Raw genomic sequence first — 26,077 nt, forward strand, 5'->3', positions numbered from 1 at the left:
GATTAGGTGTAAAATGTAAAAAGCCTAGTCGGTTGATTAGGCTTTAGGTTTTTATTTTTTTGCATCGGAACAAAGTCCTACAATTTGATGGAAAGTGTCGTGTAAGTCCGTAATTGATTTTACAATTGCGGCATCAGTTCCACTAGACTTTACTAATTTGTGAAGCGCTTTGCTTTTAAGTTGTAATCGTTCCGCTAAAACTAATATAGCGTCCGTTCTAAATTCTGTTGGGATATCAGATTTTAATAACATCGTTGCTTTGTTCATCATTTCTTCCGAACGTGCTTTTATTGGCGCTAAATTCCCTTCTTCTGCCGGATGGAATGTTTGCGACATAACTTCGTGAAATTCTTTTATGGCGGGCCATTTGTCAAAAGTGGATTGTGCCGAAACAGAGCTTGCGACAATAAGAATTGCCAAGACTAGAAATACTTTTAGAGGTTTCATTATGAGTTATTTAAGGTTAATTTGTGATAACAAATATAATAAAATTTAGTTTTGAATAATTCCTATTTTGCTTTTGAAATTCATTACTCATTCAATTTCCGAATCACTTTTGCCGGATTTCCCACTGCCAAAGAATTGTCTGGAATATCTTTTGTAACCACAGAGCCCGCGCCAATTACACATCCATTGCCAATGGTAATACCGGGACAAATAACTGAATTTCCGCCAATCCAGCAATCATCGCCAATGGTTATTGGTAATGCATTTTCCAGCGTTTTTCTCAGTTCAGCATCCAGCGGATGTGTGGCCGTGTACAATTGAACTCCCGGTGCAAAAAAGACATTTGAACCAATAGTGACTTTGGCACAATCTAAGACAACACAGTTTACATTGAAATATACATTTTCACCACAACTAATATTGTAGCCGTAATCGCAAAAAAATGGAGGTTCAATATAAAGATTTCCTCCTGCATTAGGAATCAACTCTTTTAGTATTTCCCGCGCTTTTTTGGTTACTCTGTACTCAATAACATTTAATCGGTGGAGTAAATTTTTAGATTTTCGTCGGTCTTTTACTAAAACAGGATCACCTGCCAAGTAATATTCTCCGGCAATCATTTTTTCTTTTTCGGTTTTTATTTCCATACTTAGTTTTTTTATTTTTGGGCATGCCCTGCGCAAAAGCTCCGGTCGGGCTATTCGTTACAATCTTTCTTGGCTCGCTTGAACAGCGAGCCAAGAAAGGATTTTCACTACTATCCCTCATGCTAATCCTGCTACTGAAGCGCAATAGTGCGTTGTAAATATAATCTAAAATTAAAATTATTACAACTCATCCTCGTATTTCAACAGTTCAGTATAGTATTGTTTTACTACCTCCTTTTGTAAAATATATTTACTTCATAAAAAATTAAATACAATGAAACTAACATTTACGAAACAGCCAAATCATTCCAAGAAAAGTCTTAATTCGATTTTTTTATGTGCCTTTTTATTATTCAGCTTGACTATTTTTTCACAAAATAAGATTTCGGGAAAAGTGGTGGATGAGAAAGGAAAACCGGTTTCTGGAGCTAATATTTTTATCGAAGGAACTTATGACGGAGCTTCCAGCAGTGAAACGGGTGATTTTAGTTTTACGACTACAACAACTGGAAATCAGAATTTGGTGGTGAGTTTCCTGATTTATGAAACTTCAAAAACCATAATTGATGTCGCTAATTTCAAAAATAAAACCATCAAATTAAGAGAAAGCGTGACGTCGCTAGATGCAGTTGTGATTACGGCTGGAACTTTAGAAGCGGGCGATAAAGCTAGAGTTTCAGTCTTGAAACCATTAGACATCGTAACTACAGCGGGTTCAGCGGGAAATATTATTGCGGCTTTGCAAACGTTGCCGGGAACACAAACGGTAGGCGAGGACGGGCGATTGTTTGTTCGTGGCGGCGAGGCTAATGAAACACAAACTTTTGTTGACGGGATTCGGGTGGCGCAACCCTATGGCGCAACCACGAATAATCTGCCTACACGAGGAAGGTTTTCTCCTTTTTTGTTCAGCGGAATTTCATTTTCTACAGGCGGCTATTCAGCGGAATTCGGCGAAGCATTATCCAGTGTTTTACTTTTGAATACACAAGATGACCCAGACCAAAATAAAACTGAAATAGCATTGATGACTGTGGGTTTAGGAATTGGAAATACCCAAAAATGGAAAAAAAGTTCGTTGAGCGTAAATGCGAATTACATTAATTTAGCGCAGTATCAGGCTTTGATTCCACAAAATGTGGATTGGAACAGTCCTTTTCAATCTTTGTCTGGAGAAACGGTGTACCGTTATAATTTTAATAATGGGATTTTGAAAGTATACGCTGCTTTTGACTCTTCAAAATTCGATATTAATCAGGAAAATATCAATTCGCCGGAAAAAATCAGAGTTGATTTAAACAACAATAATTTCTATTTGAATTCATCTTACAAAGGCGTTTTTGGGAATAATTGGCAAATTACTTCCGGGTTAAGTTATGGCTACAGCAATAATAAAATAAACATTGATTCAGATAAAGTGGCAAATGATGAAAATGCGGCTCATTTAAAATTAAAATTGAAAAAAAGTTTTTCTGAAAGAGTAAAAATTTCCTTTGGAGCCGATTATTTTATTACACAGTTCAATGAAAATTTCAAGCAAAATTCAGGGTCGGTTTTTACCAATGGCTACGATGCAAACATTGCGGCTGTTTACACTGAAGCTGATATTTTCTTCTCTAAAAAATGGGCTGCAAAAGTAGGCTTAAGAGCTTCAAATAATGATTTGCTGAATGAAAATTTTATTTCCCCCCGAATTTCATTTGCTTATAAAATGGCGAAGAACAGTCAATTTTCATTTGCATATGGCGATTTTACTCAAACTCCAAGTGCTGAATACATCAAGTATTCCAACAACAATCAGTTTGAAAGCGAAAAAGCCTCGCATTACATTTTGAATTTTCAGTACAATAAAAACGGGAAAACATTTCGTGCAGAAACCTATTATAAAGACTATCGCGATTTAGTGAAATTCGACACCCAAATGGCCGCATTTAATTCGATTTACAATAATACCGGTTCTGGTTATGCCAAAGGGTTGGATTTGTTTTGGAGAGATGGAAAATCAATCAAAAATTTAGAATATTGGGTTTCTTATTCCTACATCGATACCGAAAGAGATTATAAAAATTTCAGTTCTGAAGTCACACCAAGTTTTGTGGCGGATCACAGTTTGTCAATCGTTACTAAATACTGGATAAACGATTGGAAATCACAAATAGGTTTCACGAATTCATACAGTTCCGGACGGCCATACAACAATCCAAATGAAACGAAATTTATGAATGGAAAAACCAAATCGTACAACAGTTTGAGCTTCAATTGGGCATATTTGCTTTCACAACAAAAGATTTTATACTTCTCGGTTTCTAATGTTTTAGGAAGTCAAAATGTTTTTGGCTACGAATATGCGAACAATTCGGATAATGCGGGCTTTTACAACAGAAAGGAAATCATTCCTACAGCAGATCGGTTTTTCTTTGTAGGATTCTTTTGGACGATTAGCAACGATAAAAAAGACAATCAGTTGCGGAATCTTTAAAAATGGTCGTAATGTCAAAAGTATAAAATCCTATTAAACGGAAACTCATTCCACTTTATGACTTTCGGCTTTATGACTTTCGACTAAATCGCAACTCATCCATCAAAATTGACAGTTCAGTATTTATAAATTTTAATCTAATGAAAACTGAGATACTTTTGAAGTATCAATAACACAACGTTTCAATCATCAAAATAACAACCCTTAAAAAAAACAAGAAATCATGACTAAAATTATCACAACAATCGCATTTTTTATCTGTAGTTTATTATCGGCTCAAGGGCAATTTGAACAAGGTATGGGAAAAGCGTTCCAATTATGGGGCGAAGGAAAAAACACGGAAGCTTCTGATTTGTTCGAAAGAATTTCCGGTGCTGAAAAAACAAGTTGGTTGCCAAATTATTATGTTGCATTGGTGAATACCACGACTGCTTTTAGAACAAAAGATAAAGATCAAATGAATTTATTACTTTCGAAAGCACAAAAATCATTAGATATAGAAATGGTTAAAAATCCAAATAATGCCGAATTATTGGTCATGCAAGCAATGATTCATACGGCTTGGATAGCTTTTGACCCAATGACAAACGGACAAAAATTATCCGGAACGGTTTTGGAATTGTACGGAAAAGCACAGGCAATTGCTCCGGAAAACCCAAGAGTTGTTTTTGGTAAAGCCGAATTTGAAATTGGTGGAGCTCAATTTTGGGGAACAGAAACGAAGCCAATGTGTGCGCAAATTGAAAAAGCTATTGGACTTTTTGCTACTTTTAAACCTGAAACACCTTTTTCTCCAAAATGGGGATTGGACAGAGCATTAGCAGCACAGAAAAATTGTAAATAGGAAAATGAAACAACAGAGAGTAAAACTTTTAAAGCCTTTTGGTGATTGCAGCTTCTAAATTAAAAGCATAATAAAATGAGTAGAATATATAAAGAACTTCAAAGAGCAATAAAATTGACCTTACTAATTTTTGCAGTGATTCAATTAGTCAATGTGATAATGGGAAGTGAAATCTATTTTGGTAAGAGACTGCTGATCAATTTTTTTTTCACAATGATGTATACTTTCTCTTTATATGCTGCAAACATGTTTCTTTTTTGGAAATTAGACTCTTATTTTGAAGAACGTTTTTCAGTAAAAAGAATAGCATTTGGTTTTATAGGTTCGTTTTTGGTTTCATTGTTGGTCATTTTTTTAATGCACGTTTTTGAGGAAGTGGTGTACAATAAAAACTCTTTTGACTACTTCTTGACTAACGAAAAGCCCTCTAGCTATTTAGGATCAATAATAATCACTTTTTTTGTCACATTATCCATTTACACTATTACATTTTACAAAGCGTATAATGAAAACAAAGTCAAAGAACAGAAAATTATCGCAGGAACAGCAAATGCGAAGTTTGAAAGTTTAAAGAACCAAATTGATCCTCATTTTCTTTTCAACAGTTTGAATGTATTAAGTTCTTTAATCGAAGAAAATCCAGACAATGCGCAACGATTTACGACTTCCTTGTCCAAAATTTACAGGTATGTATTAGAACAAAAAGATAAAGAATTAATTTCTGTAGAAGAAGAATTGGCTTTCGCCAAAACCTACATGAACCTGCTGAAAATGCGTTTTGAGAACAGTTTGTTTTACGAATTACCTGCAGCAGACATCAATCCTGAGGCCAAGGTAGTTCCACTTTCTTTACAGCTTTTATTGGAGAATACCGTAAAACATAATGTTGTGAGTGAACAAAGGCCTTTACACATTCGCATTACTATTGAAGGAGATTATCTTGCTATTCAAAATGATTATCAAAAGAAAGAAGTTTTGCAGGAGCGTCAAGGAGTTGGTTTGCAAAATATCATCAATCGTTATGGAATTATTACCAATAGAAAAGTTTTGATTGCTCAAAACGAAAAAACATTTACGGTTAAAATACCTATTTTAACCAAACAAATTTCGGTTATGGAAACAACGACAACCACCAATGAAAATAGCGCCTATTATAGAGCCAAAAAGCGAGTGGAAGCGCTAAAAGGATTTTACGGAAACTTGATTTCTTACTGTTGTGTGATTCCATTTTTAATTTACATCAATTTAACGTTTTCACCACAGTTTCAATGGTTTTGGTTTTCTGCAGCCGGATGGGGATTTGGATTGACGATGCATGCATTCAAGGTTTTTGGTTACAGTTCCAATTGGGAAGAAAGAAAAATTCAGGAAATTTTGCGCAAAGAAGAGCATAAGCAAACTTGGAGATAAGAATCAGATGCGTTTTAAACATAGAAAAATTTAAATAAAGAATCATGAAAAATACATATCAAAATGAAGAGCGCTATTTTGAAGCGAAAAAACAAGTGGAAGAAATTAAAGGTTTCTATGGGAATTTGACTGCCTATGTGGTCGTTAATATTGCTCTCCTAATCATAAATTTAGTGACATCTCCCGAGCATTTATGGTTTTTTTGGCCTCTGTTAGGGTGGGGAATTGGAGTGATTTTTCATGGTATGAAAGTCTTTAATTATATGCCATTTTTTGGTAAAGATTGGGAAGACCAAAAAATTAAGGAGTTGATGGATAAAGAAAATGGGAGAAAAGATACTTGGACGTAAGATCCCATTTTTGCATTAAAATAGAATTGCTTTTGTTTTTAATTCAAATGACACTTAATAATATCAAAATGAAAAGAAATTATAATTTTGAGTTTGGAGAATTCCAACCGGAAGATAAGTACGCAGCCGCCAAACAGGAAGTGAAGCGATTGAAAGGTTTTTATACGCATTTAATAGTGTATATAGCCGTAAATACAATGATTGTATTCATCAATATTAGAGATTTGGATCCAGGAGAAAGTTATTTCAAAATAGAAAATTTCTTTACGGCATTTGTGTGGGGAGTAGGAATAGTGGCACATGGATTTTCTGTTTTCTTGCCAAACTGGATTTTTGGAAGAAACTGGGAAGATAGAAAAATCAGGGAGTTGATGGAGAAAGAAAAAAGCGAAAAATGGGAGTAATAAATAGGTGTCTGGACCGTAGTATTGTAACCCAAAGCTTAAAACCCAAAATCCAAATATGACTACAATAATAATAGAAGACGAAAAACCAGCTGCGAGATTGCTTCAGAGAAAACTGGAAAAGCTAAATATTGGGGTAGGAGTGATGCTTCATTCCGTGGAAGAATCTATAGAATGGTTTTCTAAAAATGGGCACCCGGATTTGATTTTTCTTGACATTCAATTGTCGGATGGGTTGTCATTTGAAATATTTGAAAAAGTTAAAATTAAGAGCGCCGTAATTTTCACAACGGCTTATGATGAATATGCCCTACGCGCTTTCAAATTGAACAGTATCGATTATCTTTTGAAACCCATTGATGAGGACGATTTGAAAATTGCTGTCGCGAAATTTAAATCGCTTTTGCCAAAAGAGGAAATACAATCACAGAGCCTTGGAATCGATTTTGAGCAAATCAAAAAGATGTTAATCAATCCATTTGAGAAAAATTATAAAAAACGGTTTACGGTAAAAATAGGCCAACATTTGAAAGTGATTTCAATAGATGAAATCGAATGTTTTTTTAGTGAAAATAAAGGAACTTACATTCACACTTTTGATAAAAGGGATTATTTAATTGAATGTACTTTGGAACTTTTAGAAAAGGAATTAGATCCCGCCGATTTCTTTCGAATTAACCGAAAATTTATAGTTCCTCTTAAAGCAATAAAAGAAATTGTAGTTTACAGCAACTCCCGATTAAAAGTTATTTTGCCTTCCTTTTCAGAAGAAGATGTGATTGTAAGCAGGGAAAAAGTATCCGATTTTAAAACCTGGATTGGGTAGTTTTAGAGCGTAAAAAAAACTGTTTCAAATGCGGTAAAAAAAATCAGGAAAAGGAAAAATTTTGACGCTTGCAATTGAAACAGTTTGTGTAAGTTTAGGATTTAAAAATTAATCAAGTAATGATTTAATTTCTTTTTGTGTCTTGCCTAATTTTTGTTGTAATTTACCCCACATTTCATCTTCTTTACCCTCATCGTATAATAAATCATCATCCGTCAAATCGGCGAATTTTTGTTTAAGTTTTCCTTTTAACTCATTCCAGTTTCCTTCAATCTCTTTTGAATTTGGCATAATATACAAGTTTTAAATTACTATTTGTTCTTGACAAATTTTGCAATTTTAAACTATAAAATTGTTATACAATTAAAGGGAACTATTATATAATTCCGATAAATGACATAATACTTCTTTTTTGCACTGTATCGAGCTTGATTAAAATAAGTACTAAATTATAAGTACAGGTGTAGTTTCTTAAAATATTGGTAATGTGTGTTTTGTGTATATGATATAGATTATGTCTATGATGAATTTAAACCTTAAAAAATACTTTTCGAATACCAATAATAACAAAAATTAATGTGGTGTAAAGTATAAAAAACGGAATGATATATTCTATTAAATTCATAGGTAACATTACAGCTATAATCAATAATTGAAAGCCTAATCCGTAGATAGAAACCAGAGTCATAAACCAGTTTGGAAACGTTTTTACTTTGTAAGCATCTTTATCAAGTGTGTGAATTATTTTATCAAAAGCACCATATACAATAGTATAAATTAGGAATAAAATATCAACTGATTTTTGGGTTTCTCCGGGTAAAGCTTCAGGAGATTTATTTTCGAAAATTTTGCTGGTTGTATCTCCGCCAACCGATTTGTTTCTCAAAATGACATAGTAATAATTGTATAAAGTGCCTTGTAATTGAATGCCGATAAAGGCCAAAATTGTCATCCAGATATTCGTTTTTGAAACGTAACAAATTGTCATCAAAAAGAGAAAATTTAGGATGATATCAAATACACTGTCTAAATATCTTCCGGTGTAAGAGGGCGTTTTTTTTAGTCTTGCCAGTTCGCCATCTGCAGCATCAATTCCTGATTTCAACAAAATGAAAAAACCGGCTAAAAAGTAAGATCCGTCCAGAATAAAATAAATGGCTATCAAACCGCAAATACCAAAAAGCAACGTAACATGTATGGGAGTAAAGCGGGTGTTTTTTAATTGATTGGCTAGGAACTTTCCGAAGGTTCTTCCATAATCTGATAAATCCAGAAATTTATCTTGAGCGGCAAGTTTAGACATTTACGTTAATAAACAATGAAATGCGACAATATAGTCAGGTGTAACAGTTGTTATGCTTTTATTTTGATAATCGATGTAAAGTGAATGTCATTGCCGCTAGTAAAAAGAAGGCCATTACTTGATGTAACAATCCCAGCCAAAGTGGAACACCATAAAGTAAAGTAAACACGCCTAATAGGAACTGCAAAAATACAATCAACACTAAGATAGTGATTCCTTTTTTCTGAAGCGAGGAAACAACATGTTTTTTACTAATGAAATAAAGTGCGAGAATTAATCCTACCACAACATACGCCATGGTTCTGTGTACGAATTGAACGCCGCTTTTTCCTTCGATAAAATTTAAAAACAAGGTGCTTTTCTCAATGAACACACTGTCGTGAATGAATTGTCCGTCGCTCATTAAAGGCCAATGATTGTGAATTAATCCGGCGTTCAAACCGGCAACAAAACCGCCATAAATGATTTGGATAATTAGAAAAACTAATGCGACACGCGCAAGATTTCGCAATGGCTGGATAACTGCAGTTTTGTTTGGGTAAATTAAATCTAAAGCTACCCAAAGTGTGTAAGCAAACGTTAAAAAGGCAAATGTGAGATGTAATGCCAATCTAAAATGGCTAACATCCGGATTGTCGATTAATCCGCTACGCACCATGAACCAACCCAGGAAGCCCTGAAAACCGCCCATAAATAGCAATACAATGCATTTTTTGATTGTTTCTGGTGAAAGACGTTTCTTGAACAAGAAATAGACAAAAGGAATAATAAATGCCAAACCAATAATTCGTCCTATTAAGCGGTGAAACCACTCCCAGAAGTAGATAAATTTATAATCACTGAGCGTAAAATCATTGTGAACATTGATTTTTTGATACTCTGGAAATTTTTTATATTCGGCAAAAGCTTGTGACCATTTTTCCTCTGTCAAAGGCGGAAAAGTATCGGTTACTAAATGCCAGTCGGTCATGGATAAACCGGAATTGGTCAATCGGGTAATTCCACCTACTACAACCATCATAAACAATAATAAGCATCCTGAAAGCAGCCAGATAATTACGGATTTATTTTTATTTTTCATTTATTGAATTGGAAAATTTTGAGGATTTTGTCTTGTGTCCCAAATGTCTAAAACAAAAATTTGAGTATCTGAAATAGTGTAGATAATTTCGAAATGACTTGCAATTTTGAGTCGGACATTTTCGTTGTTGGATTTTATAGAGCTTTCAGGAAAAACCGTAAGTTGTTGTATTGAATCTTGAAATAAGACATGAAGTTTTTTACTGTAATTCGTAGATTTATTTCTCTTATTACAATATAAAAAAATTGCAGTTCTTGATTCTCTTGCAAATGTAGTCCAAACTACTTTTCTTGTTCTTCGAACCATTTTTCTATTTCAATTTGGGCTTCTTCATCAGAAATAAATTCGCCATTTTCAACTTGTTTTAAGGCGATGTTTATTTTTCGCTGTTCTTCTGCTGAAAAAATTCTGACACTTTCATATTTTAAGTCAGGTTCATGAACTGAAGACATATTTTTTTCTGATTCATTTTCGTTTTTTTCGTTCAATAAAGTATTGATTTGTAGCAACAAAACACTGTCCTCAGTTTCAGATATTTTTTTAATCAGATCTCGTTTTAAATCGGAAATATTCATGTTTCTAATTTTTAGTAAATTTAAATAAAATCTTTAAAAATTTAAACTAAACACTAGTTAAACTTTATTTAGCCCTAATTTCTCTCCTCTTTTTAAAACAAAATCATAAGCCGCTTGATATTCATTTGGGATTTCACCTTCTATAATGGCTTCTTTTACCGCTTCTTTTAATATCCCAATTTCTTTGGATGGTTCCAAGTTGAATATTTCCATGATTTCTTCTCCCGAGATCGGCGGTTGAAAATTTCGCACTTGATCACGTTCTTCGACTTCCACAATTTTCTTGCGGACGATTTCGAAGTTGCTGTGATACTTTTTGAATTTATTTGGGTTTTTGGTAGTGATATCTGCTTCGCACAACGTCATTAAATTTTCAACATCTTCACCAGCATCAAAAACTAAACGGCGCACGGCTGAATCTGTAACCGTGTCTTGAGATAAAACAATCGGACGCGAACTCATCATGACCATTTTCTGTACAAATTTCATTTTGTGATTCAATGGCATGTGCAATCGCTCAAATATCTTTTTTGCCATTTTTCCACCAAGAAATTCATGTCCATGAAAAGTCCAGCCTTGTTTTTTATTAAAGCGTTTCGTTGGTGCTTTTCCAATATCGTGCAATAATGCTGACCAGCGCAACCAAACATCATCAGTGTGTGGACAAATATTATCAACAACTTCCAGCGTGTGATAGAAATTATTTTTATGTGTATGGCCTTCAATTTCTTCAACTTGATTCAGAGCAGTCAATTCTGGAAGAATAATATCTAAAAGTCCGGTTTTGAACAACAACAAGAATCCTACAGAAGGTTTGTCTGTCGAGAGAATTTTATTCAATTCATCGACGATTCGTTCTCCGGAAATGATTTTGATTCGGTCTGCGTTTTTGGTTAAAGAGTTCAACGAATTTCCTTCAATTTCAAACCCCAATTGGTTCGCAAAACGAATCCCTCTTAACATGCGTAACGGATCATCAGAAAAAGTAATATCAGGATCTAAAGGTGTTCGGATTATTTTGTGCTTTAAATCTTCCAATCCATTAAAAGGATCGGATAATTCTCCGAAATTCTTTGCGTTTAAGGATAAAGCTAAAGCGTTAATAGTGAAATCGCGGCGATTTTGGTCGTCTTCTAATGTTCCGTTTTCTACAACGGGGTTTCGGCTATCGAGATTATAGGACTCTTTTCTGGCGCCTACAAATTCAATTTCGGTGTCTTCAAAACGCAACATCGCTGTTCCGTAGGTTTTGAAAACCTGAACTTTTGGTTTGTTAGGGAGTAGTTGAGAAACTTTTAAAGCCAGTTCGATTCCGCTGCCAACAGCAACAATGTCAATGTCTTTTTTAAAGTCTCTGTTCAAAAGTAAATCTCTTACGAAACCACCAATCACATAACTATCAACGTTAAGTTCTTGGGAAGCTTGAGAGATGACCTCGAAAATTTTATTGTTTAAAAACTCTTTATAACAAGTTTTAATATTCATTCTTATGTGTTTAAAGTTTGAAGTTTAAGGTTTTAAGTCCTGAAAACTGAAAACTGCGACTGAAAACTCATTACTATTTACGGATCACTTTTACCTGAGAATCGTTCGTTAATTTTATAATTGTAGAAGGTTTTCCGGCAATTTTTTCGCGATGCAAATTTACAACATAGTCCACGCCTTTTATAATTTCAGGACTGATTTCTTTAAAACTTTTTGGAGTAGGTTGTCCGGAGATATTTGCCGATGTTGAAACTAACGGTTTTTTCATTTTTTCCATTAACTTGAAGCAAAAAGGCTCTTTCACGATTCGAATTCCCAACGTATTATCTGATGCAATTAAATTTGGGGCTACGTTTCTTGGTTTGTCCAGAACTAAAGTGGTTGGATTTTCAGCTAAATCCATTATTTGCCAGGCCACTTCTGGTATGTCTTTAAAGACATTGTACATCATTTTTTCACCATTCATCAAAACAATCATGCTTTGAGTTTCAATTCTTTTCTTGAGCTTATATATTTTGGCTACAGCTTCAGGATTTGTGGCGTCGCAACCAATTCCCCAAACGGTGTCAGTAGGATACAGGATGATTCCGCCTTCTTTTATAACTTCGTAAGCTTTATGTATTTCGTCGTTCATTAAAAATTAGTTTTCATTTGTTGATAAGAACTTTCCCAAGAGAATTTTTTCATTAATTTGTTACCTGATTCTGATATTTTATACATCAATTCTTTGTTATCTATTAATTTTATGATTGTATTTGCTAATTCATTTGAGTCTTTTGGCGGAACCATTAAATAATGTTCCCCATCTATTCCATAATCTTTATGTCCTTCGATGTTGGTAATTATCGTTGCGCAACCACACAGCATAGCTTCCGCCCGAGGTAGTCCCCAGCCCTCTGTAAAACTTGTAGTTATAAATATGCTCGAATTGTTATATATTTTTCTTAAATTCTTAGGTTTAACATAATAATTTATAAACTTTGGTATTTTTGTATTTCTTTTGTAAGTGCTAAAAAAGTCAACTTCTAAATTAGGAATACTTTTTTTAACGATTTTCAGCGCCTCAATACCAATGCCTGATCCTTTAATTTCTGATTTATGGTATAACATGCTTATTTTATTGTGATTTCGGTCTGCAATGTTAATGTCTATTCCAAATGCTTCATGATCCAAGCCGTTTCTTATAATGCTGCATTCTTCTCCAATTTCATTAATTAAATTTTTTAACCATTGAGCAATTGCAATTTTTTGAAAAGGCATTCTCCAAGTTGCAAAAATTTCTTCTTTAGTTCCTGACCAAGTTTCAAAACCTTGAATCAAATATAGTTTTTTTCCTTTTCCAGTCGAGTAATTTCCAATCCATGCAGCGGTTTCCCATGATGTTGCAATAATTATATCAGCTTCTTTTATGTATTTTTCTTCTAAAGTATAAACATACTCTTCCTTTACTTTTTTGTTCAAATTAAACCAAATTACATTGTGTTTTTTAAATTTTTTTAAGAGTTGAAAAACTTTTAAAAGGAATTTATGACAAAGACCTTTTTTTATATTCTCAGGTTTTAATTTTTTTGGATAATAAATTGTTACATCGCATGAATCTTCTACCATCTGGTTTGCGTATTCGAATAAAACTTTAAAGCCTCCAATTGGTTTTTTGGGAAGAAGTGGTAAGATGATGTTAATTTTAGTATTTTTTTTCATAAATTAATTAAGATAAATTATTGAGGGTGAACAATGTTAGATTCAAAAAAATATTAGATGGACATATTAGATTTTAAATTTTTACTTTTTGGCGCAAGTGTTCATATTTATCTTCTCTAAATTTATACCTTGATGATCTTTACATGAAATAGAATTTATTTTTGCATTATATTTTAATACGATCTAAAAACGATATCTACCCAATTACTTAAAGCGTATTTTTTCAAAATAAATTCGGGAATTTCTTTATATTCATAATTCAAAAAATCTTGTGGAATTACAGGATTTTCTTCGTTAATGATTAAAATATTATTTGGATTGTAAAAATCATAGTTTTTTATATCAGTGTTTGTTGTGATTAACTTTTTTTCTAATCCTAAACTTTCAAACACTCTAAATGTCAAACCTTTTTGTTCTTTTCTACTTATGTCAAGTAGTAATTTTGAGCCGTTTATATATTTATTCACTTCAGAAATTTGGATGTGTTTTGATATGAATTCGATGTTTGGGTCAATAGTTTTCATTTTCTTATCAAAGACTATGATTTTATAGACTATCCCCTTTGATTTTAAATCGGCGGCGATTTTGCTAATTAAGGGAAATCTCTTGTCTTTGGAACTAATGTTAAAAATTTGGTAATCAAATTCTTTTTTTGCTTCTAATTTTGAAGTGTATATCCAATTGGTAATAAATTTTAAATTGTATTTTTCACAATCATCTTTTTCAAAAGAAAAAACCTCATCAAAGTTAGGGATGACACGAATTATTTTAGGGCAACGATATATGTTATCATTAAAATAAGCGATAGATTTGTTTGTGAATTTCTTAAATTCAAGAACGCTTACTGGATCAATAAAGTCTCCTTTGATAGTTAAGATAATATCTTGTTTTTCTTTGTTTTCTTTTAGATGTTCAATGATTTTTTTACCAAAATGTATGTTTTTCAGATTTTTTTTCAGCAAAGCCTTTAAGAAAAAATTATATATTTTGTACGAAAAATTAGGGTACTTGTATTTAAAATTACTAAAATTAATATTTGTAACAACATGTCCTTTCCTTTCTAATTCCTCTGCTATTTGTTTATTGAATCCCCAATCATCATGACTTATTATCGTTATTTTCATTGTACATGGCTGTAATTTAAACTTATTGCAAATATAGTTTTTAGAATGATTATTAAATATTTATTTTTGTTGGAAATTAAATTAATATGATGATATCAAAAGTTTCAAAATCTTTTATTTCTTTTGAGGATAAGTTAAATGAAATTCTCCTGAATTATGATAATAGTGGTATTGTTTTAGTTGATGGCGATAGAAATAAAATAAAACTATTTGAATTTGACAGTTATACAATCAATATAAAATCGTTTAAAATCCCAAATTTTATTAATAAAATTATTTACAGATATTTTAGGATATCTAAAGCGGGTCGTTCATTTTTAAATGCGAAAGCACTGATTAAAAATCATATAGGTACCCCGGAACCTGTTGCATATTTTGAGGAAGTTTCGGTTTTTGGGCTTAAAAGAAGTTTTTATTTATGTAGACATCTTTATGCTGATTTTATGTTTAGAGATTTAGTTGAAAATGAAGATTATCCAGATTCTGAAAATATATTGAGACAGTTCATTAGATTTTCATTTAATATGCACGAGAAAGGAATTGAATTTTTGGATCATTCACCAGGTAACACCTTGGTAAAAAAGAGAGTGAATGGTAATTATGATTTTTTCTTGGTTGATTTAAATCGAATGAATTTTTACAAAGAGATGGGTTTTGATTCTCGAATGAAAAATTTAAGTAGGCTGGCAACGAAAAAAGAGATGATTTCCATCATGAGTGAGGAATATGCAATTTTATACAATAAATCGTTTGAGGAGGTTTTTGAGAAGATGTGGTATTATACTGCTGATTTTCAACAAAAATTTTGGAGAAAAAGAAGAATAAAAAAGAAACTTATTTTTTGGAAATAGGGGTTATTTTTTTCCACAGATTCCTCAATTCTTGATGTCGAATAAATATAGAGTAGGCCCTCAAAGAACAAATAATTATTCCTTTTTTGCCATCAAGAAAGCCTAAACGGATACAATAATTATAAAAATAATCGTAAGCGGGGTGAAATATTTGAAGGAAGAATGAGTTTTTTTGCTTCATAATAAATTTTTCCTGAGCTTTGAGCTTACCATAATGAACCATTTTCGATTTATAAGACTCAAAATCAAAATAGGAGTAATGGATCAGTTTATTTTTAAGGGTGGCAATTTCTCCTTTTGTAATTAGTTTTTCATGGGTTAATTTTTCACTTGAATATTTAGCAAAATTTTTATTGAACAGTCTGAATATTGTATCAGTTTGACATCCACTAAAAAGTAAAACTTTATTTTTGAACATAAATGTTCGCGGAAATAAGAAAGCAATTTCTCTTCCGTTCGTTTTTAGAGTTTCTAAAATTTCAATTTTTAATTCAGGAGTAAGTCTTTCGTCAGCATCTTGAAAAAGAATCCAATCATTTTTTGCATGTGAGATAGCAAAGTTTCTTTGGCAACTAAAATTTTCAAATTTGTTTTGTAAAAATTTCACATTTTTATAAGAAGTAGCAATTTCCTCTGTCTTGTCAGTACTGAAGGAATCTACAACAATTATTTCATCTGCAAAATTCAAGTCGGTTAAAAGCTGATGCATTTGGGCCTCTTCATTTAATGTAATTATTAAAGCTGTTAGCTTTACATTGTAAATCATACAATTGAATTTTTTTATAAAATAAAACATTCGAGTCTTTAATACTTCATTTTGGACTGCCCCCAAAAGTTTGGACAAATTTATAATTAATTTTGATAATAGTGAGCTCGATATTGTATCGGGCTCATTTTTTTTAAATTTGACTTAATTCTATCGTTATTGTAATAGTTTATATATTTTTTAATTTCCCGCTTTAGTTGATCTAAACTTGCAAATTTTTGTATGTAAAACAGTTCTGATTTCAGTACACCGAAGAAGTTTTCTATAATGGCATTATCCAGACAGTTTCCTTTACTGGACATACTTTGTTTAATTCCTTTTTCTTTTAACAAATACTGGTATCGTTTCATTTGATATTGCCAGCCTTGATCTGAGTGTAAGGTCAGATTAGTGTCGTTGGGTATTTTTTTAAATGCTTTTTCGAGCATCATAACTACTTGATTAAAAACGGGCCTTTCCGTAAGTTCATAACTAATTATTTCTTGATTAAATAAGTCAATAATAGACGATAAATACAGTTTCTTTCCAGAGATATTAAATTCGGTTATATCGGTTGCCCATTTTTGATTTGGAGCTTCAGCTTTAAAATTCCTCTTTAAGGTTTGGAGCTATTTTACCTTGTTCCCCTTTATATGATTTGTATTTTTTTACTCTGATTAAACTTTTTAGCCCTAATAGTTTCATTAGTCTTAAAACGGTTTTATGGTTGATAACTATTCCTTTATTGTTTAATTCATCTGTTATCCTCTTGTATCCGTAGCGGCCTTTATGCTGGTTGTAAATGGATGTAATCAACTCTTTTATCACTTGATATTTAACAGCTGATTTATTCTTTTTTTGATGATAATAAAAGTTACTTCGTACCATATTGGTTTGATTTAAAAGTAAATTCAAATCAAACTTATGCCTTAATTCCATTATGGCTTGCGCTTTCTGGCTTTCTCTTCTGCTTGAATTAAGGCTTGTAACTTTTTTAGCAAATCGTTCTCACAACGTAATGCTTCAATCTCTAAAAGAAGTTCTTCTTCTCTTGTTAGCGGTTTATCTGATTTTCGCTTTTTACGTTAGTTATCATTCATAGATTTTGGTCTGCCTTTGGTTTTTGGATGTAAGGCTTTTAAACCAAAATTAGCAAAATCTTTCTTCCACTTGACAATAATAGCCGCGTCTGGGATGTTAAATTTTAAGCATGAATCTCTCAGGGATAATAAATCCTTATTAATTGCTTTTAGTACTTTCAATTTAAAACTTACCGAGTAACTTTGGTTCTTTCTTGGAAGCAAACCAATGGTACCGTACTGCCTGTAAAATCCAACCCATTTACGAATGTTAGATTCGTTTAGACCTTTTTGACTAGAAACATAATTACAAGAATAATGTTTTTCTAATACTAATTTTACGCATTCAAGCTTAAACGCATAGTCATACTTGACTTTTCTTTCCATAAAAATACCCCCAAATAGTGTCTAACTTTTTGGGGGCAGTCTATTTTAACAATGGATTTTTATTTATTTTTTAAATAGTTTAATTAAAAAATTGTGTTTTTTTGTTAGCAAAACGAGATTTTTTATTTTTTGTAAATTTATTCATTTTTTGATTACTATTTTCAATTTATTTTTTTTTGATCTTAACGTATACTTCATAATGTTATACATTTGTAACGTATAATTTTAATAGGTTTATTATGGGAATTAGTGGTTTGATTATAACATTTAATGAAGAGAAAATAATTGGAGCGTGTATCGATGCGCTTTTTAAAGTTTGTGACGAGGTTATAATTGTGGATTCATTCAGTACAGATGCAACTGTTCAAATAGCAAAAAATAAGGGTGCTTTAGTAATTCAGAAAAATTTTTTGGGAGATGGTCCTCAACGGTCATTTGGTCTGCCATATTGTAAAAATGACTGGATATTAAACCTTGATGCTGATGAATTTTTAGATCAAGATTCAGTTGGTTTTATTATAGAAAAAAGATATCTGAATACAGAGTATGATGCATTTAGTTTTAGAGTTAAAAATTTTCTTCAGGATAAAATAATTGATTTTGCAGGATGGTATCCTGATCATAAAATACGTTTCTTTAATAAAAAATCAGCACATCCATCTAGTGATAAAGTGCATCAAAAAATTATTTCTACAAACGCTAAAAAACTAAAAACCCATATTCTTCATTATGGCAGTCATTCTTTTTTTCAAATTATTGCCAAAAAAAATCAATATGCAGATTGGAATGCACAGCAATTATTTGATCAGGGTAAAAAGGTAAGTTCGATTAAGCCATTAGTAAATGGTTTGACATCTTTTATTAGATGTTATTTTTTCAAAAAAGGTATTTTTAATGGAATCGATGGGTTAACGATTTCTTTAACTCAGGCATATTTTTCCTATATTAAATATGCAAACCTTATACAACTACATAAATTAAGTAAGAAAAAATTATAATTTTACAAGATTATTGTAAGAAGTAATTAACTGCTTTACTACAACTTCATCGTTAAATTTTTGAACATATTTCCAGCCTTTTTGGGTGATTTCTTCGCGTAAATCATCGTTTTGCAGTAATTTCAAAATGGCGTTTTCCATTTCATTAATGCTCGTTGGATTCACATAAATAGAATCGGGTCCTCCAGCTTCCAGAAAAACACCGCCAAGTGTTGTTATTACAGGAGTTTTAGAATATAATGCTTCAATAATAGGAATTCCAAATCCTTCATATAAGGATGGATAAACAAAAACTTTAGCTAATTTGTATAGTATGGCCAATTCCTGAAGGCTTAATTCTTTTAGAAATAAGACTTTATTTTCTAAATGATGCTCTGAGATATAGTTTGTAATTTCGTTTGTGTAAGCGGTTTCTTTACCAACTATAACTAAATAAGTATCTAAGTTTTTTATTGCTTTTACAGCTAAGAGAATGTTTTTTCTAGTCTCAATTGTTCCTACGTTAAGTATGAATTCTTTGGGTAAATTAAATTTAGTAATAACTTCTTTGTATTCGTTGTCAGAAAAGTCCTTTTTGAAAACAGCGTGACAACCTTGGTAAATAACTTTTATTTTTGAAGTATCAATTTTTAAAAATTCAACGATGTCATTTTTGGTTTGTTCACTAATTGCTATAACCATATCTGATTGTTGAGCCGCTTTTTTGAATTTATAAAAATGAATTTTTCTTTCAAAGAAAGAATAAAGATGAGGGTACCTCACAAAAATTAAATCGTGAATGGTAACCACACTTTTTATTTTATTTGCACGCAATCCTAGGGGTATTTCTCCTGATAAACCATGAAAAATATTGATTTTATCTTTTACTAAATCTTCTGTAACTCCTTTTTGTCTCCATAAATTATAAAATGTAGTGTAAAAAGAAGATGATGGTTTTTTTTCAAAAACGTTATTGTCATTAACTTCAAATAGTTTTGAAGCTGAAGACTTAGGATTGTATAAGAAATAATTATTTTCAGGAGAATATTGGCTGAGTAAGCGTATTAAATCCCGACTATAGTTGCCAAGTCCTGTTCTGTTATGAAAAACTCTTTTCGCTTCAAAGCCAATATTCATTTTTTAATGTGTTATTAATTGTTATACCGCTACGTCATATTCACGTAAAGCGTTATTCAATGAAGTTTTCAAATCTGTTGAAGGCTTGCGTGTTCCAATGATTAAAGCACAAGGCACCTGAAAATCTCCTGCTGGAAACGTTTTTGTATAACTTCCTGGAATTACTACCGAACGAGCAGGAACAAAACCTTTCATTTCAATAGGAGTTTCACCTGTAACATCAATAATTTTTGTAGATGCAGTCAAACAAACATTGGCACCAAGAACGGCTTCTTTCCCAACATGAACTCCTTCAACTACGATACAACGTGAACCAATAAATGCACCATCTTCAATGATTACCGGAGCCGCTTGCAAAGGTTCAAGAACACCACCAATACCAACACCACCACTTAAGTGTACGTTTTTACCAATTTGAGCACAACTACCCACGGTTGCCCAAGTGTCTACCATTGTTCCTTCGTCAACATACGCACCAATATTTACATAACTAGGCATCAAAATAACCCCACTTGAAATGTAAGCGCCGTAACGTGCTACTGCATTGGGAACCACACGAATTCCTTTTTCAGCATAGCCTCTTTTTAATAACATTTTGTCATGGTATTCAAAAATTCCTGATTCCCATGTTTCCATTTTTTGAATTGGGAAGTACATAACCACGGCTTTCTTAACCCATTCGTTTACTTGCCAAGTGTCGCCTTTTGGTTCAGCTACGCGTAGTTTTCCGGTGTCTAATAATTCGATAACTTCTCTGATCGCGTCAGTAGTTGTTGTTTCTTGTAACAAAGCGCGGTTTTCCCAAGCTTGTTCTATAATCGGTTGTAATGGATTCATTTTTTTAATAATTTTTGACAAAGATAGGATTTTTAGCCAAAAGCAAAAAAGCAAAATGATTAGAAAATGTTACAGATTTAACTTCTTGTTTTAATATTTAATTTAAAATGATAATTGTTCTTTATATTTTAATGGGGAACAAATAAATTTTTAAAAAAAATGATAGCGAAGTTACATTTCTGTTACTGCTAAGAATTAAGATATTAAAATAGTTACCTTTGAAAAAAATTGAAATGCCAAGAATTCTCGCCATAGATTACGGACAAAAACGAACCGGAATAGCGGTTACCGATGAAATGCAAATTATAGCTTCAGGATTGACAACCATTCCATCAGCAACTGCAATTGCTTTCTTGAAGGACTATTTTTCCAAAGAGAAAGTTGAAGCTGTCCTTATTGGTGAGCCCAAACAAATGAATGGGGAGCCCTCAGAAAGCGCTGCTATTATAAAAGGTTTTGTAACGCATTTTACAAATCATTTTCCGGAGATGAAAGTTATTCGGGTTGATGAACGCTTTACTTCAAAAATGGCGTTCCAATCGATGATTGATAGCGGAATGAGCAAGAAACAACGCCTTAACAAAGCACTGATTGACGAAATTTCGGCAACGATAATGCTTCAGGACTATTTGACACGAAAAAGATTTTAAAACCAATGTAAAAAAGTAGTATTTTTACTAAAAGAGAGTAATAAAGGTAACTTCTGAGGCAAAATTTATGCTTTTTTTTGCACTTATATAATTTATCTTTGCACTTTAAAATGTAGTTATGCCTGATAAAACCATACGTACAAATAGTGAAGTAGTTCTTATAGGAGCTGGAATTATGAGCGCCACTCTTGGTTTAATCCTAAAAGAGTTGCAGCCTGACATAAAAATTGAAATTTATGAGCGATTAGATATTGCTGCTGCCGAAAGTTCTGACGCTTGGAATAATGCAGGAACTGGACATTCTGCTTTTTGCGAGCTCAATTATACTCCTGAAGATGAAGATGGTAGCATCAATCCAAAAAAAGCAATCAGTATCGCAGAATCTTTTGAGATTTCCCGACAGTTTTGGGCGTATCTCGTTCAAGAAAATAAAGTTTCGTCTCCTGAGAATTTCATAAAAAGCATTCCACACCTGAGTTTTGTTTGGGGTGAAAAAAATGTAGCATACCTAAAAACAAGATTTGAGGCTTTGCATTTGAATCCTTTATTTAAGGATATGATTTTTAGCAATGATTTTGATGAGTTGAAAAAATGGATGCCTCTGGTTATGGAAGGCAGAAAGGAGTCAGACAAAGTTGCCGCTACGTCAATGGCAATTGGTACCGATGTGAATTTTGGAGAGTTAACCCGCAGTATTTTTGGTTATTTGACAAAATTAGAAGGTGTTACGATTCATTTTAACCATGAAGTTCAAAAATTAAAACAAAGAGAAGATAAGTCCTGGAGAATAAAAATTACTGACTTGGCTACAGGCCAAACAAAAAAAGCGTACACTAAGTTTGTTTTTATTGGTGCTGGTGGCGGTTCATTGCCGCTGTTAGAGAAAGCAAATGTTCTAGAAGGAAAAGGATATGGCGGTTTCCCAGTCAGTGGACAATGGTTGAAATGTACTAATGCGGAAGTGATTGCAAAACATCAGGCAAAAGTATATGGTAAAGCTAGTGTTGATGCGCCGCCAATGTCAGTTCCGCATATTGATTCCCGAATGATAAATGGCGAGAAAGCATTACTGTTTGGACCTTTTGCTGGTTTTTCGACTCGATTTTTAAAAAACGGCTCTTATTCTGATTTGCCTTTATCCATAAAAACGGATAATATTATTCCTATGGTTGCCGCAGGTATTAAGAATATACCACTTACTAGATATTTAATTCAGCAAGTGCGTCAGTCTCCTAAAGACAGAATTAATGCATTAAAAGAATATGTGCCAGGTGCGAAATCCAAAGACTGGGTTTTAGAACGAGCCGGGCAACGTGTTCAAGTGATAAAAAAAGATGAAAAAGGTGGTGGAATTCTGGAATTTGGTACCGAAGTAATCACTACTGCCGATGGTACGTTATCTGTTTTGTTAGGTGCCTCTCCGGGTGCTTCAACAGCTGTTTCTATTATGGTTGATTTGATCGGAAGGTGTTTTAAGGATCAATTTGAAACGCCGGAATGGCAGGAAAAATTAAAAACGATAATTCCTTCTTTTGGCCAGAAATTAAACGATAATCCTGATTTATTATCGAAAGTCAGACAAGAAACTGCTACTGTTTTAAAACTGAACAATTAAAATTTAATAAAAATAAATAAAAGGCGCTGAATTTTAGATTGTATCTAATTTTAGCGCCTTTTTCTTTACGAATCTTTCAGTATTTTTATCGTTTTTAATATATTTTCGGATAAATTAGTCAACCAAATTAATTGTTCAATTACTAATTGCGCTTCCTGCATTTTCAGTTTAAACGCATCTTCATCGATAGAAATTCCTTCTTTTAATTCTTTTTCCCGGATGTTCTTCAACTCAGTAAATCGCATCGCTAAATCTTCTTGCGGAAGGTTTACTTTGAGTTCTAAATTGTTTTCTTTGAGGACTGCAATCGCATTATGCAAGTTTTTAATGGCAGTATCTACCACGACATTAAACGCTTCTGAAGCCGTTGTAGTTTTGTGAGATTGGATGTAAGTGCCCAAAGAAGCTAACGAGGACAGTAACGAATGGTTTAAAACGGCCAGTTTATACACTTGTGGCAATTGTTTTTGCTTCGATTTAGGTTCTTGAACCATTCTTTGAAACGAAGCCATAAGATTTCCAATTTCAATAAAAGCATTTTTCCGAGCCAAACGATATGAAGTAGAAATGTTTCCCTTTTTATTGTAAAAGATAGAAATCTCTTTTAAATAATCTTGGTTTGCCTTAATCGATTTTTCTAAGTAGACTGGAATATTTAAAAACTCCCAGGAAGGCCATAAAAAATGATTTGCCAAAAAAGCTAAAGCGGCGCCAACAACTGTATCAAGTATTCGATATTGAACTAAATCACCAATGTTAGGCGTCATTAATCCATAAATAAAAACGACATACATGGTGACAAAAATGGCACTTACTTTATAATTTATTTGGGTAAAAGAAAATCCCAACAGTATACAAAGAATCGAAAGAATGCTGATAACAATGTTATCTTTTACGATGAAAAGAATTCCAAAAGCAATTAATCCGCCTATCACCGTACCAATTATTCGGTGAAAAGAACGTTCTTTCGTCAAGCCATAACCAGGTCTCATGATTACAATTATGGTCAGTAAAATCCAATATACATTGTGGAACGGAAGAAATTTTCCAATAATAAATCCAAGCATTAATATTATGGTTAATCGTAGTGAATGTCTGAAAATAGTAGAGGAGAAACTCAGGTTTTGGGTCAGCGTGCTTAACGGATAATATTGAGGCGTCAGGAATTTTTCTAAATCCTTGTCGATTCCTTTCAAATCCTGAGAATTAAAATCAAGGGTAAAAGCACGTTCGACGATTTTTATTTTTTCGACCTGTTTTTCAGCATATTGGAGCATCGTTGTTAACATAAAAACCCCTTCGGACGCAGTATTTTTCTCCAAATCATTTTCATACTCGGCAATGGCAAGTTGTAAGGAATTTAAATCACTCGATAAAGTGTGTTTCGAAATGTATTTAGTATGTTTTTTGACACTTTTGGATAATTGCTTCAGACTAGCTGCCAAATTGTAAGCTAAACGTTGATAGGTAAGTAAAACGGTAGGGTGATCATCGAATTTTTGATGCAATTTATCATGATCGAATGCTGTGGATAATGCCAGTTCAAGAATTTCTACCAAAGAAATAAAAACCAGCAGCATTTTGCGATTTTGATGAGAAGAACCTGAAGTCGTGTGGCTGCTAATCAACACTTCTCTTAAGTTTTGGTGAATGGTATTGAGTTCAACCTGTAAGTGCAATTGTTTTTCAATGATGGATTTTTTATTAGCATTCAAAGTCCATAAATCGCCTCGTAGTTTCAAATATTTTGCAGTAAGTTTAATGCATTCTGCAATTTGTAATTCGATATAACGGTGCGGTCTGATGACATGAAAAATAAGCGAAATCAACAGATAGAATAAGCCGCCGGCAAGTATTAATCCGGAATGTAGCACCATTGCCCAGCCGGAATTGAGGGTTGCAAATGCTAATGAAACGGCAATGAGGCCAGAGAAAGAAACCATAGTAGCTCTTTGACCATAAACTGAAAGCATCGATATTAGGAAAATTAATACCGCTAAAAAAGGATAGAAAATCCAAGAAAAGGGGTACACAATATTAACAATCAAATTGGTGCCTGCAACCAGAAACGCCGTTACAAGAATACCGTAAATTTTATGTTTAAGACTGCTTGGAATATCGCTGGGAAACGTAAAAAAAGCACCGAGAGCCATTGCGAAACCCATTTCAAATTTACCCAAAAACGAAAATATCACAACGGGAATGACTGCCGCTATAGTAACTTTTATAGCATTGGTAAAATGAGTGCTGTCGGTAAATTTTCGGATTTTGTAAATCATATCATTGTATTGGCGCAAAGGTAAAATTTGTATGAATATTACAAACAATAAAAGCAGCTGATTTGTTTTAAATTGTAAATATTAGCTAATATTTAACGGCAGATTATTCATTGTCTATTTTTTTACTATTTTTGCAAACTGAATGAAAAGGAAACATACTCCAATTTCAGTAGACAATACTTAATACAACACGAATGATTTTACCAATTATAGGATATGGCGATCCAGTTTTAAGAAAAACAGGAGAAGTTCTTTCACCGGAAGATCCAAATTTGAAAGAAACGATTGTTAACATGTACGAGACAATGTATAATGCCTATGGTGTTGGACTTGCTGCGCCACAAGTAGGATTAGCACTTCGATTATTTGTGATTGACACGACTCCTTTTAGCGATGACGAAGAATTAGAAGATGCGGAACAAAAAGAATTAAAAGGATTCAAAAAAACGTTTATCAATGCAAAAATGATAAAAGAAGAAGGTGAAGAGTGGAGTTTTAATGAAGGCTGTTTAAGTATTCCAGATGTTAGAGAGGATGTGTACAGAAATCCAACGATAACAATTGAATATTGCGAAGAGGATTTTGTAATGAAAACGGAAGTTTTTGAAGGATTAATTGCGAGAGTGATTCAACATGAATACGATCATATTGAAGGAATTTTATTCACCGATAAAATATCCTCATTAAAAAAACGATTGATTCAAAAGAAACTTAAAAACATCTTAGAAGGAAAAACATTTCAAGATTATCGAATGAAATTTTTTGCCAAAAAGGGAAGGTAGAGCAAATTTATAGCTTTGCTTGGTATGGTTTTTGGTTTTAAATAAAAATTAAATAAGTCAAA

General features: G+C 32.7%; 28 protein-coding genes and 1 pseudogene. 11 read left to right on the top strand and 18 right to left on the bottom strand.

The genetic code is table 11. From position 1 onward, the window contains the following. Positions 1 to 51: 51 nt before the first annotated feature. Positions 52 to 447, bottom strand: a complete 396-nt coding sequence (locus ACP7AV_RS07110) for a hypothetical protein (RefSeq protein WP_426063865.1) — start codon at positions 445 to 447, stop codon at positions 52 to 54. Between the two features lie 83 nt (positions 448 to 530). Next, positions 531 to 1,088, bottom strand: coding sequence for a sugar O-acetyltransferase (locus ACP7AV_RS07115; protein WP_426091498.1), 558 nt, complete (start codon positions 1,086 to 1,088; stop codon positions 531 to 533). Positions 1,089 to 1,368: 280 nt separating this feature from the next. On the opposite strand from ACP7AV_RS07115, the gene ACP7AV_RS07120 reads away from it, so the two are divergent. The 6 genes from ACP7AV_RS07120 (at position 1,369) to ACP7AV_RS07145 (ending at position 7,407) form a co-directional block, all read left to right on the top strand. Beyond that, positions 1,369 to 3,573 carry a TonB-dependent receptor gene (locus ACP7AV_RS07120; RefSeq protein ID WP_426091350.1) on the top strand — a complete coding sequence of 735 codons (2,205 nt, stop codon included), beginning with the start codon at positions 1,369 to 1,371 and terminating at the stop codon, positions 3,571 to 3,573. 223 nt (positions 3,574 to 3,796) lie between these two features. Beyond that, complete coding sequence (locus ACP7AV_RS07125; protein WP_426091351.1) at positions 3,797 to 4,417, top strand: hypothetical protein; 621 nt, start codon at positions 3,797 to 3,799, stop codon at positions 4,415 to 4,417. A 75-nt stretch (positions 4,418 to 4,492) separates the two neighbouring features. Next, complete coding sequence (locus ACP7AV_RS07130; RefSeq protein ID WP_426091352.1) at positions 4,493 to 5,827, top strand: 2TM domain-containing protein; 1,335 nt, start codon at positions 4,493 to 4,495, stop codon at positions 5,825 to 5,827. A 44-nt stretch (positions 5,828 to 5,871) separates the two neighbouring features. Next, entirely contained in the window at positions 5,872 to 6,177 is a 306-nt protein-coding gene (locus ACP7AV_RS07135; RefSeq protein WP_426091353.1) for a 2TM domain-containing protein, read from the top strand. A 68-nt stretch (positions 6,178 to 6,245) separates the two neighbouring features. Next, entirely contained in the window at positions 6,246 to 6,581 is a 336-nt protein-coding gene (locus ACP7AV_RS07140) for a 2TM domain-containing protein (RefSeq protein ID WP_426091354.1), read from the top strand. Between the two features lie 58 nt (positions 6,582 to 6,639). Next, entirely contained in the window at positions 6,640 to 7,407 is a 768-nt protein-coding gene (locus ACP7AV_RS07145; RefSeq protein WP_426091355.1) for a LytR/AlgR family response regulator transcription factor, read from the top strand. Positions 7,408 to 7,515: 108 nt separating this feature from the next. On the opposite strand, the gene ACP7AV_RS07150 is transcribed toward ACP7AV_RS07145, so the two are convergent. The 9 genes from ACP7AV_RS07150 to ACP7AV_RS07190 all read right to left on the bottom strand — a co-directional run bounded on the left by ACP7AV_RS07150 (position 7,516) and on the right by ACP7AV_RS07190 (position 14,676). Continuing rightward, a complete protein-coding gene (locus ACP7AV_RS07150) occupies positions 7,516 to 7,698 on the bottom strand; it encodes a CsbD family protein (protein ID WP_091208473.1) in 183 nt (60 codons plus the stop codon). A gap of 238 nt (positions 7,699 to 7,936) precedes the next feature. Then, positions 7,937 to 8,710, bottom strand: a complete 774-nt coding sequence (locus ACP7AV_RS07155; protein ID WP_426091356.1) for a CDP-alcohol phosphatidyltransferase family protein — start codon at positions 8,708 to 8,710, stop codon at positions 7,937 to 7,939. Between the two features lie 58 nt (positions 8,711 to 8,768). Next, the gene (locus tag ACP7AV_RS07160; protein WP_426091357.1) at positions 8,769 to 9,791 is read right to left on the bottom strand and encodes a COX15/CtaA family protein; all 1,023 of its coding nucleotides are present in this window, start codon (positions 9,789 to 9,791) and stop codon (positions 8,769 to 8,771) included. Next, the gene (locus ACP7AV_RS07165; RefSeq protein ID WP_426091358.1) at positions 9,792 to 10,097 is read right to left on the bottom strand and encodes a type II toxin-antitoxin system RelE/ParE family toxin; all 306 of its coding nucleotides are present in this window, start codon (positions 10,095 to 10,097) and stop codon (positions 9,792 to 9,794) included. Continuing rightward, a complete protein-coding gene (locus tag ACP7AV_RS07170) occupies positions 10,073 to 10,366 on the bottom strand; it encodes a hypothetical protein (protein ID WP_426091359.1) in 294 nt (97 codons plus the stop codon). Before ACP7AV_RS07170 ends, ACP7AV_RS07165 begins: the two co-directional genes overlap by 25 nt. 57 nt (positions 10,367 to 10,423) lie before the next feature. Beyond that, positions 10,424 to 11,851 (bottom strand): CCA tRNA nucleotidyltransferase, encoded by a 1,428-nt coding sequence (locus tag ACP7AV_RS07175; protein WP_426091360.1) that lies wholly within the window; start codon positions 11,849 to 11,851, stop codon positions 10,424 to 10,426. A gap of 73 nt (positions 11,852 to 11,924) precedes the next feature. Continuing rightward, on the bottom strand, positions 11,925 to 12,485 hold the full coding sequence (locus ACP7AV_RS07180; RefSeq protein WP_426091361.1) for an L-threonylcarbamoyladenylate synthase: 561 nt from the start codon (positions 12,483 to 12,485) through the stop codon (positions 11,925 to 11,927). Then, the gene (locus ACP7AV_RS07185) at positions 12,485 to 13,552 is read right to left on the bottom strand and encodes a glycosyltransferase family 4 protein (RefSeq protein WP_426091362.1); all 1,068 of its coding nucleotides are present in this window, start codon (positions 13,550 to 13,552) and stop codon (positions 12,485 to 12,487) included. Before ACP7AV_RS07185 ends, ACP7AV_RS07180 begins: the two co-directional genes overlap by 1 nt. Positions 13,553 to 13,725: 173 nt before the next feature. Then, entirely contained in the window at positions 13,726 to 14,676 is a 951-nt protein-coding gene (locus ACP7AV_RS07190; RefSeq protein ID WP_426091363.1) for a hypothetical protein, read from the bottom strand. Positions 14,677 to 14,762: 86 nt separating this feature from the next. On the opposite strand from ACP7AV_RS07190, the gene ACP7AV_RS07195 reads away from it, so the two are divergent. Beyond that, positions 14,763 to 15,527, top strand: coding sequence for a Kdo domain containing protein (locus tag ACP7AV_RS07195; protein ID WP_426091364.1), 765 nt, complete (start codon positions 14,763 to 14,765; stop codon positions 15,525 to 15,527). On the opposite strand, the gene ACP7AV_RS07200 is transcribed toward ACP7AV_RS07195, so the two are convergent. From ACP7AV_RS07200 to ACP7AV_RS07215, 4 genes and pseudogenes are all read right to left on the bottom strand, one after another. Continuing rightward, the gene (locus ACP7AV_RS07200) at positions 15,511 to 16,293 is read right to left on the bottom strand and encodes a glycosyltransferase family 2 protein (protein ID WP_426091365.1); all 783 of its coding nucleotides are present in this window, start codon (positions 16,291 to 16,293) and stop codon (positions 15,511 to 15,513) included. The two genes, ACP7AV_RS07195 and ACP7AV_RS07200, sit on opposite strands and share 17 nt — an antisense overlap. 86 nt (positions 16,294 to 16,379) lie before the next feature. Continuing rightward, positions 16,380 to 16,859 (bottom strand): annotated as a pseudogene (locus ACP7AV_RS07205) (IS3 family transposase); the annotation flags it as partial. Between the two features lie 16 nt (positions 16,860 to 16,875). Next, a complete protein-coding gene (locus tag ACP7AV_RS07210; RefSeq protein ID WP_426091366.1) occupies positions 16,876 to 17,160 on the bottom strand; it encodes an IS3 family transposase in 285 nt (94 codons plus the stop codon). A gap of 197 nt (positions 17,161 to 17,357) precedes the next feature. Beyond that, positions 17,358 to 17,738 carry a transposase gene (locus ACP7AV_RS07215; RefSeq protein ID WP_426091367.1) on the bottom strand — a complete coding sequence of 127 codons (381 nt, stop codon included), beginning with the start codon at positions 17,736 to 17,738 and terminating at the stop codon, positions 17,358 to 17,360. Between the two features lie 239 nt (positions 17,739 to 17,977). Between ACP7AV_RS07215 and ACP7AV_RS07220 the strand changes: the two genes are divergently transcribed. After that, positions 17,978 to 18,736, top strand: a complete 759-nt coding sequence (locus ACP7AV_RS07220; protein WP_426091368.1) for a glycosyltransferase family 2 protein — start codon at positions 17,978 to 17,980, stop codon at positions 18,734 to 18,736. On the opposite strand, the gene ACP7AV_RS07225 is transcribed toward ACP7AV_RS07220, so the two are convergent. Both ACP7AV_RS07225 and ACP7AV_RS07230 read right to left on the bottom strand, forming a co-directional pair. Then, positions 18,731 to 19,852 carry a glycosyltransferase family 4 protein gene (locus tag ACP7AV_RS07225; protein ID WP_426091369.1) on the bottom strand — a complete coding sequence of 374 codons (1,122 nt, stop codon included), beginning with the start codon at positions 19,850 to 19,852 and terminating at the stop codon, positions 18,731 to 18,733. The two genes, ACP7AV_RS07220 and ACP7AV_RS07225, sit on opposite strands and share 6 nt — an antisense overlap. A gap of 21 nt (positions 19,853 to 19,873) precedes the next feature. Continuing rightward, positions 19,874 to 20,689, bottom strand: a complete 816-nt coding sequence (locus ACP7AV_RS07230; protein WP_426063882.1) for a 2,3,4,5-tetrahydropyridine-2,6-dicarboxylate N-succinyltransferase — start codon at positions 20,687 to 20,689, stop codon at positions 19,874 to 19,876. A gap of 233 nt (positions 20,690 to 20,922) precedes the next feature. Between ACP7AV_RS07230 and ruvX the strand changes: the two genes are divergently transcribed. Together ruvX and ACP7AV_RS07240 are read left to right on the top strand one after the other, a co-directional pair. Then, positions 20,923 to 21,339 carry a Holliday junction resolvase RuvX gene (ruvX, locus tag ACP7AV_RS07235; protein ID WP_426064034.1) on the top strand — a complete coding sequence of 139 codons (417 nt, stop codon included), beginning with the start codon at positions 20,923 to 20,925 and terminating at the stop codon, positions 21,337 to 21,339. Between the two features lie 118 nt (positions 21,340 to 21,457). After that, a complete protein-coding gene (locus tag ACP7AV_RS07240) occupies positions 21,458 to 22,954 on the top strand; it encodes a malate:quinone oxidoreductase (protein WP_426091370.1) in 1,497 nt (498 codons plus the stop codon). A 65-nt stretch (positions 22,955 to 23,019) separates the two neighbouring features. Here the strand turns inward: ACP7AV_RS07240 and ACP7AV_RS07245 are convergent, their stop codons facing one another. Next, positions 23,020 to 25,233 carry an FUSC family membrane protein gene (locus ACP7AV_RS07245; RefSeq protein WP_426091371.1) on the bottom strand — a complete coding sequence of 738 codons (2,214 nt, stop codon included), beginning with the start codon at positions 25,231 to 25,233 and terminating at the stop codon, positions 23,020 to 23,022. 194 nt (positions 25,234 to 25,427) lie between these two features. On the opposite strand from ACP7AV_RS07245, the gene def reads away from it, so the two are divergent. Further along, complete coding sequence (gene def, locus ACP7AV_RS07250) at positions 25,428 to 26,015, top strand: peptide deformylase (protein WP_426063885.1); 588 nt, start codon at positions 25,428 to 25,430, stop codon at positions 26,013 to 26,015. Positions 26,016 to 26,077 lie beyond the last annotated feature (62 nt).

The organism is Flavobacterium sp. DSR3-2 (assembly GCF_049896525.1).
Lineage (GTDB): Bacteria > Bacteroidota > Bacteroidia > Flavobacteriales > Flavobacteriaceae > Flavobacterium.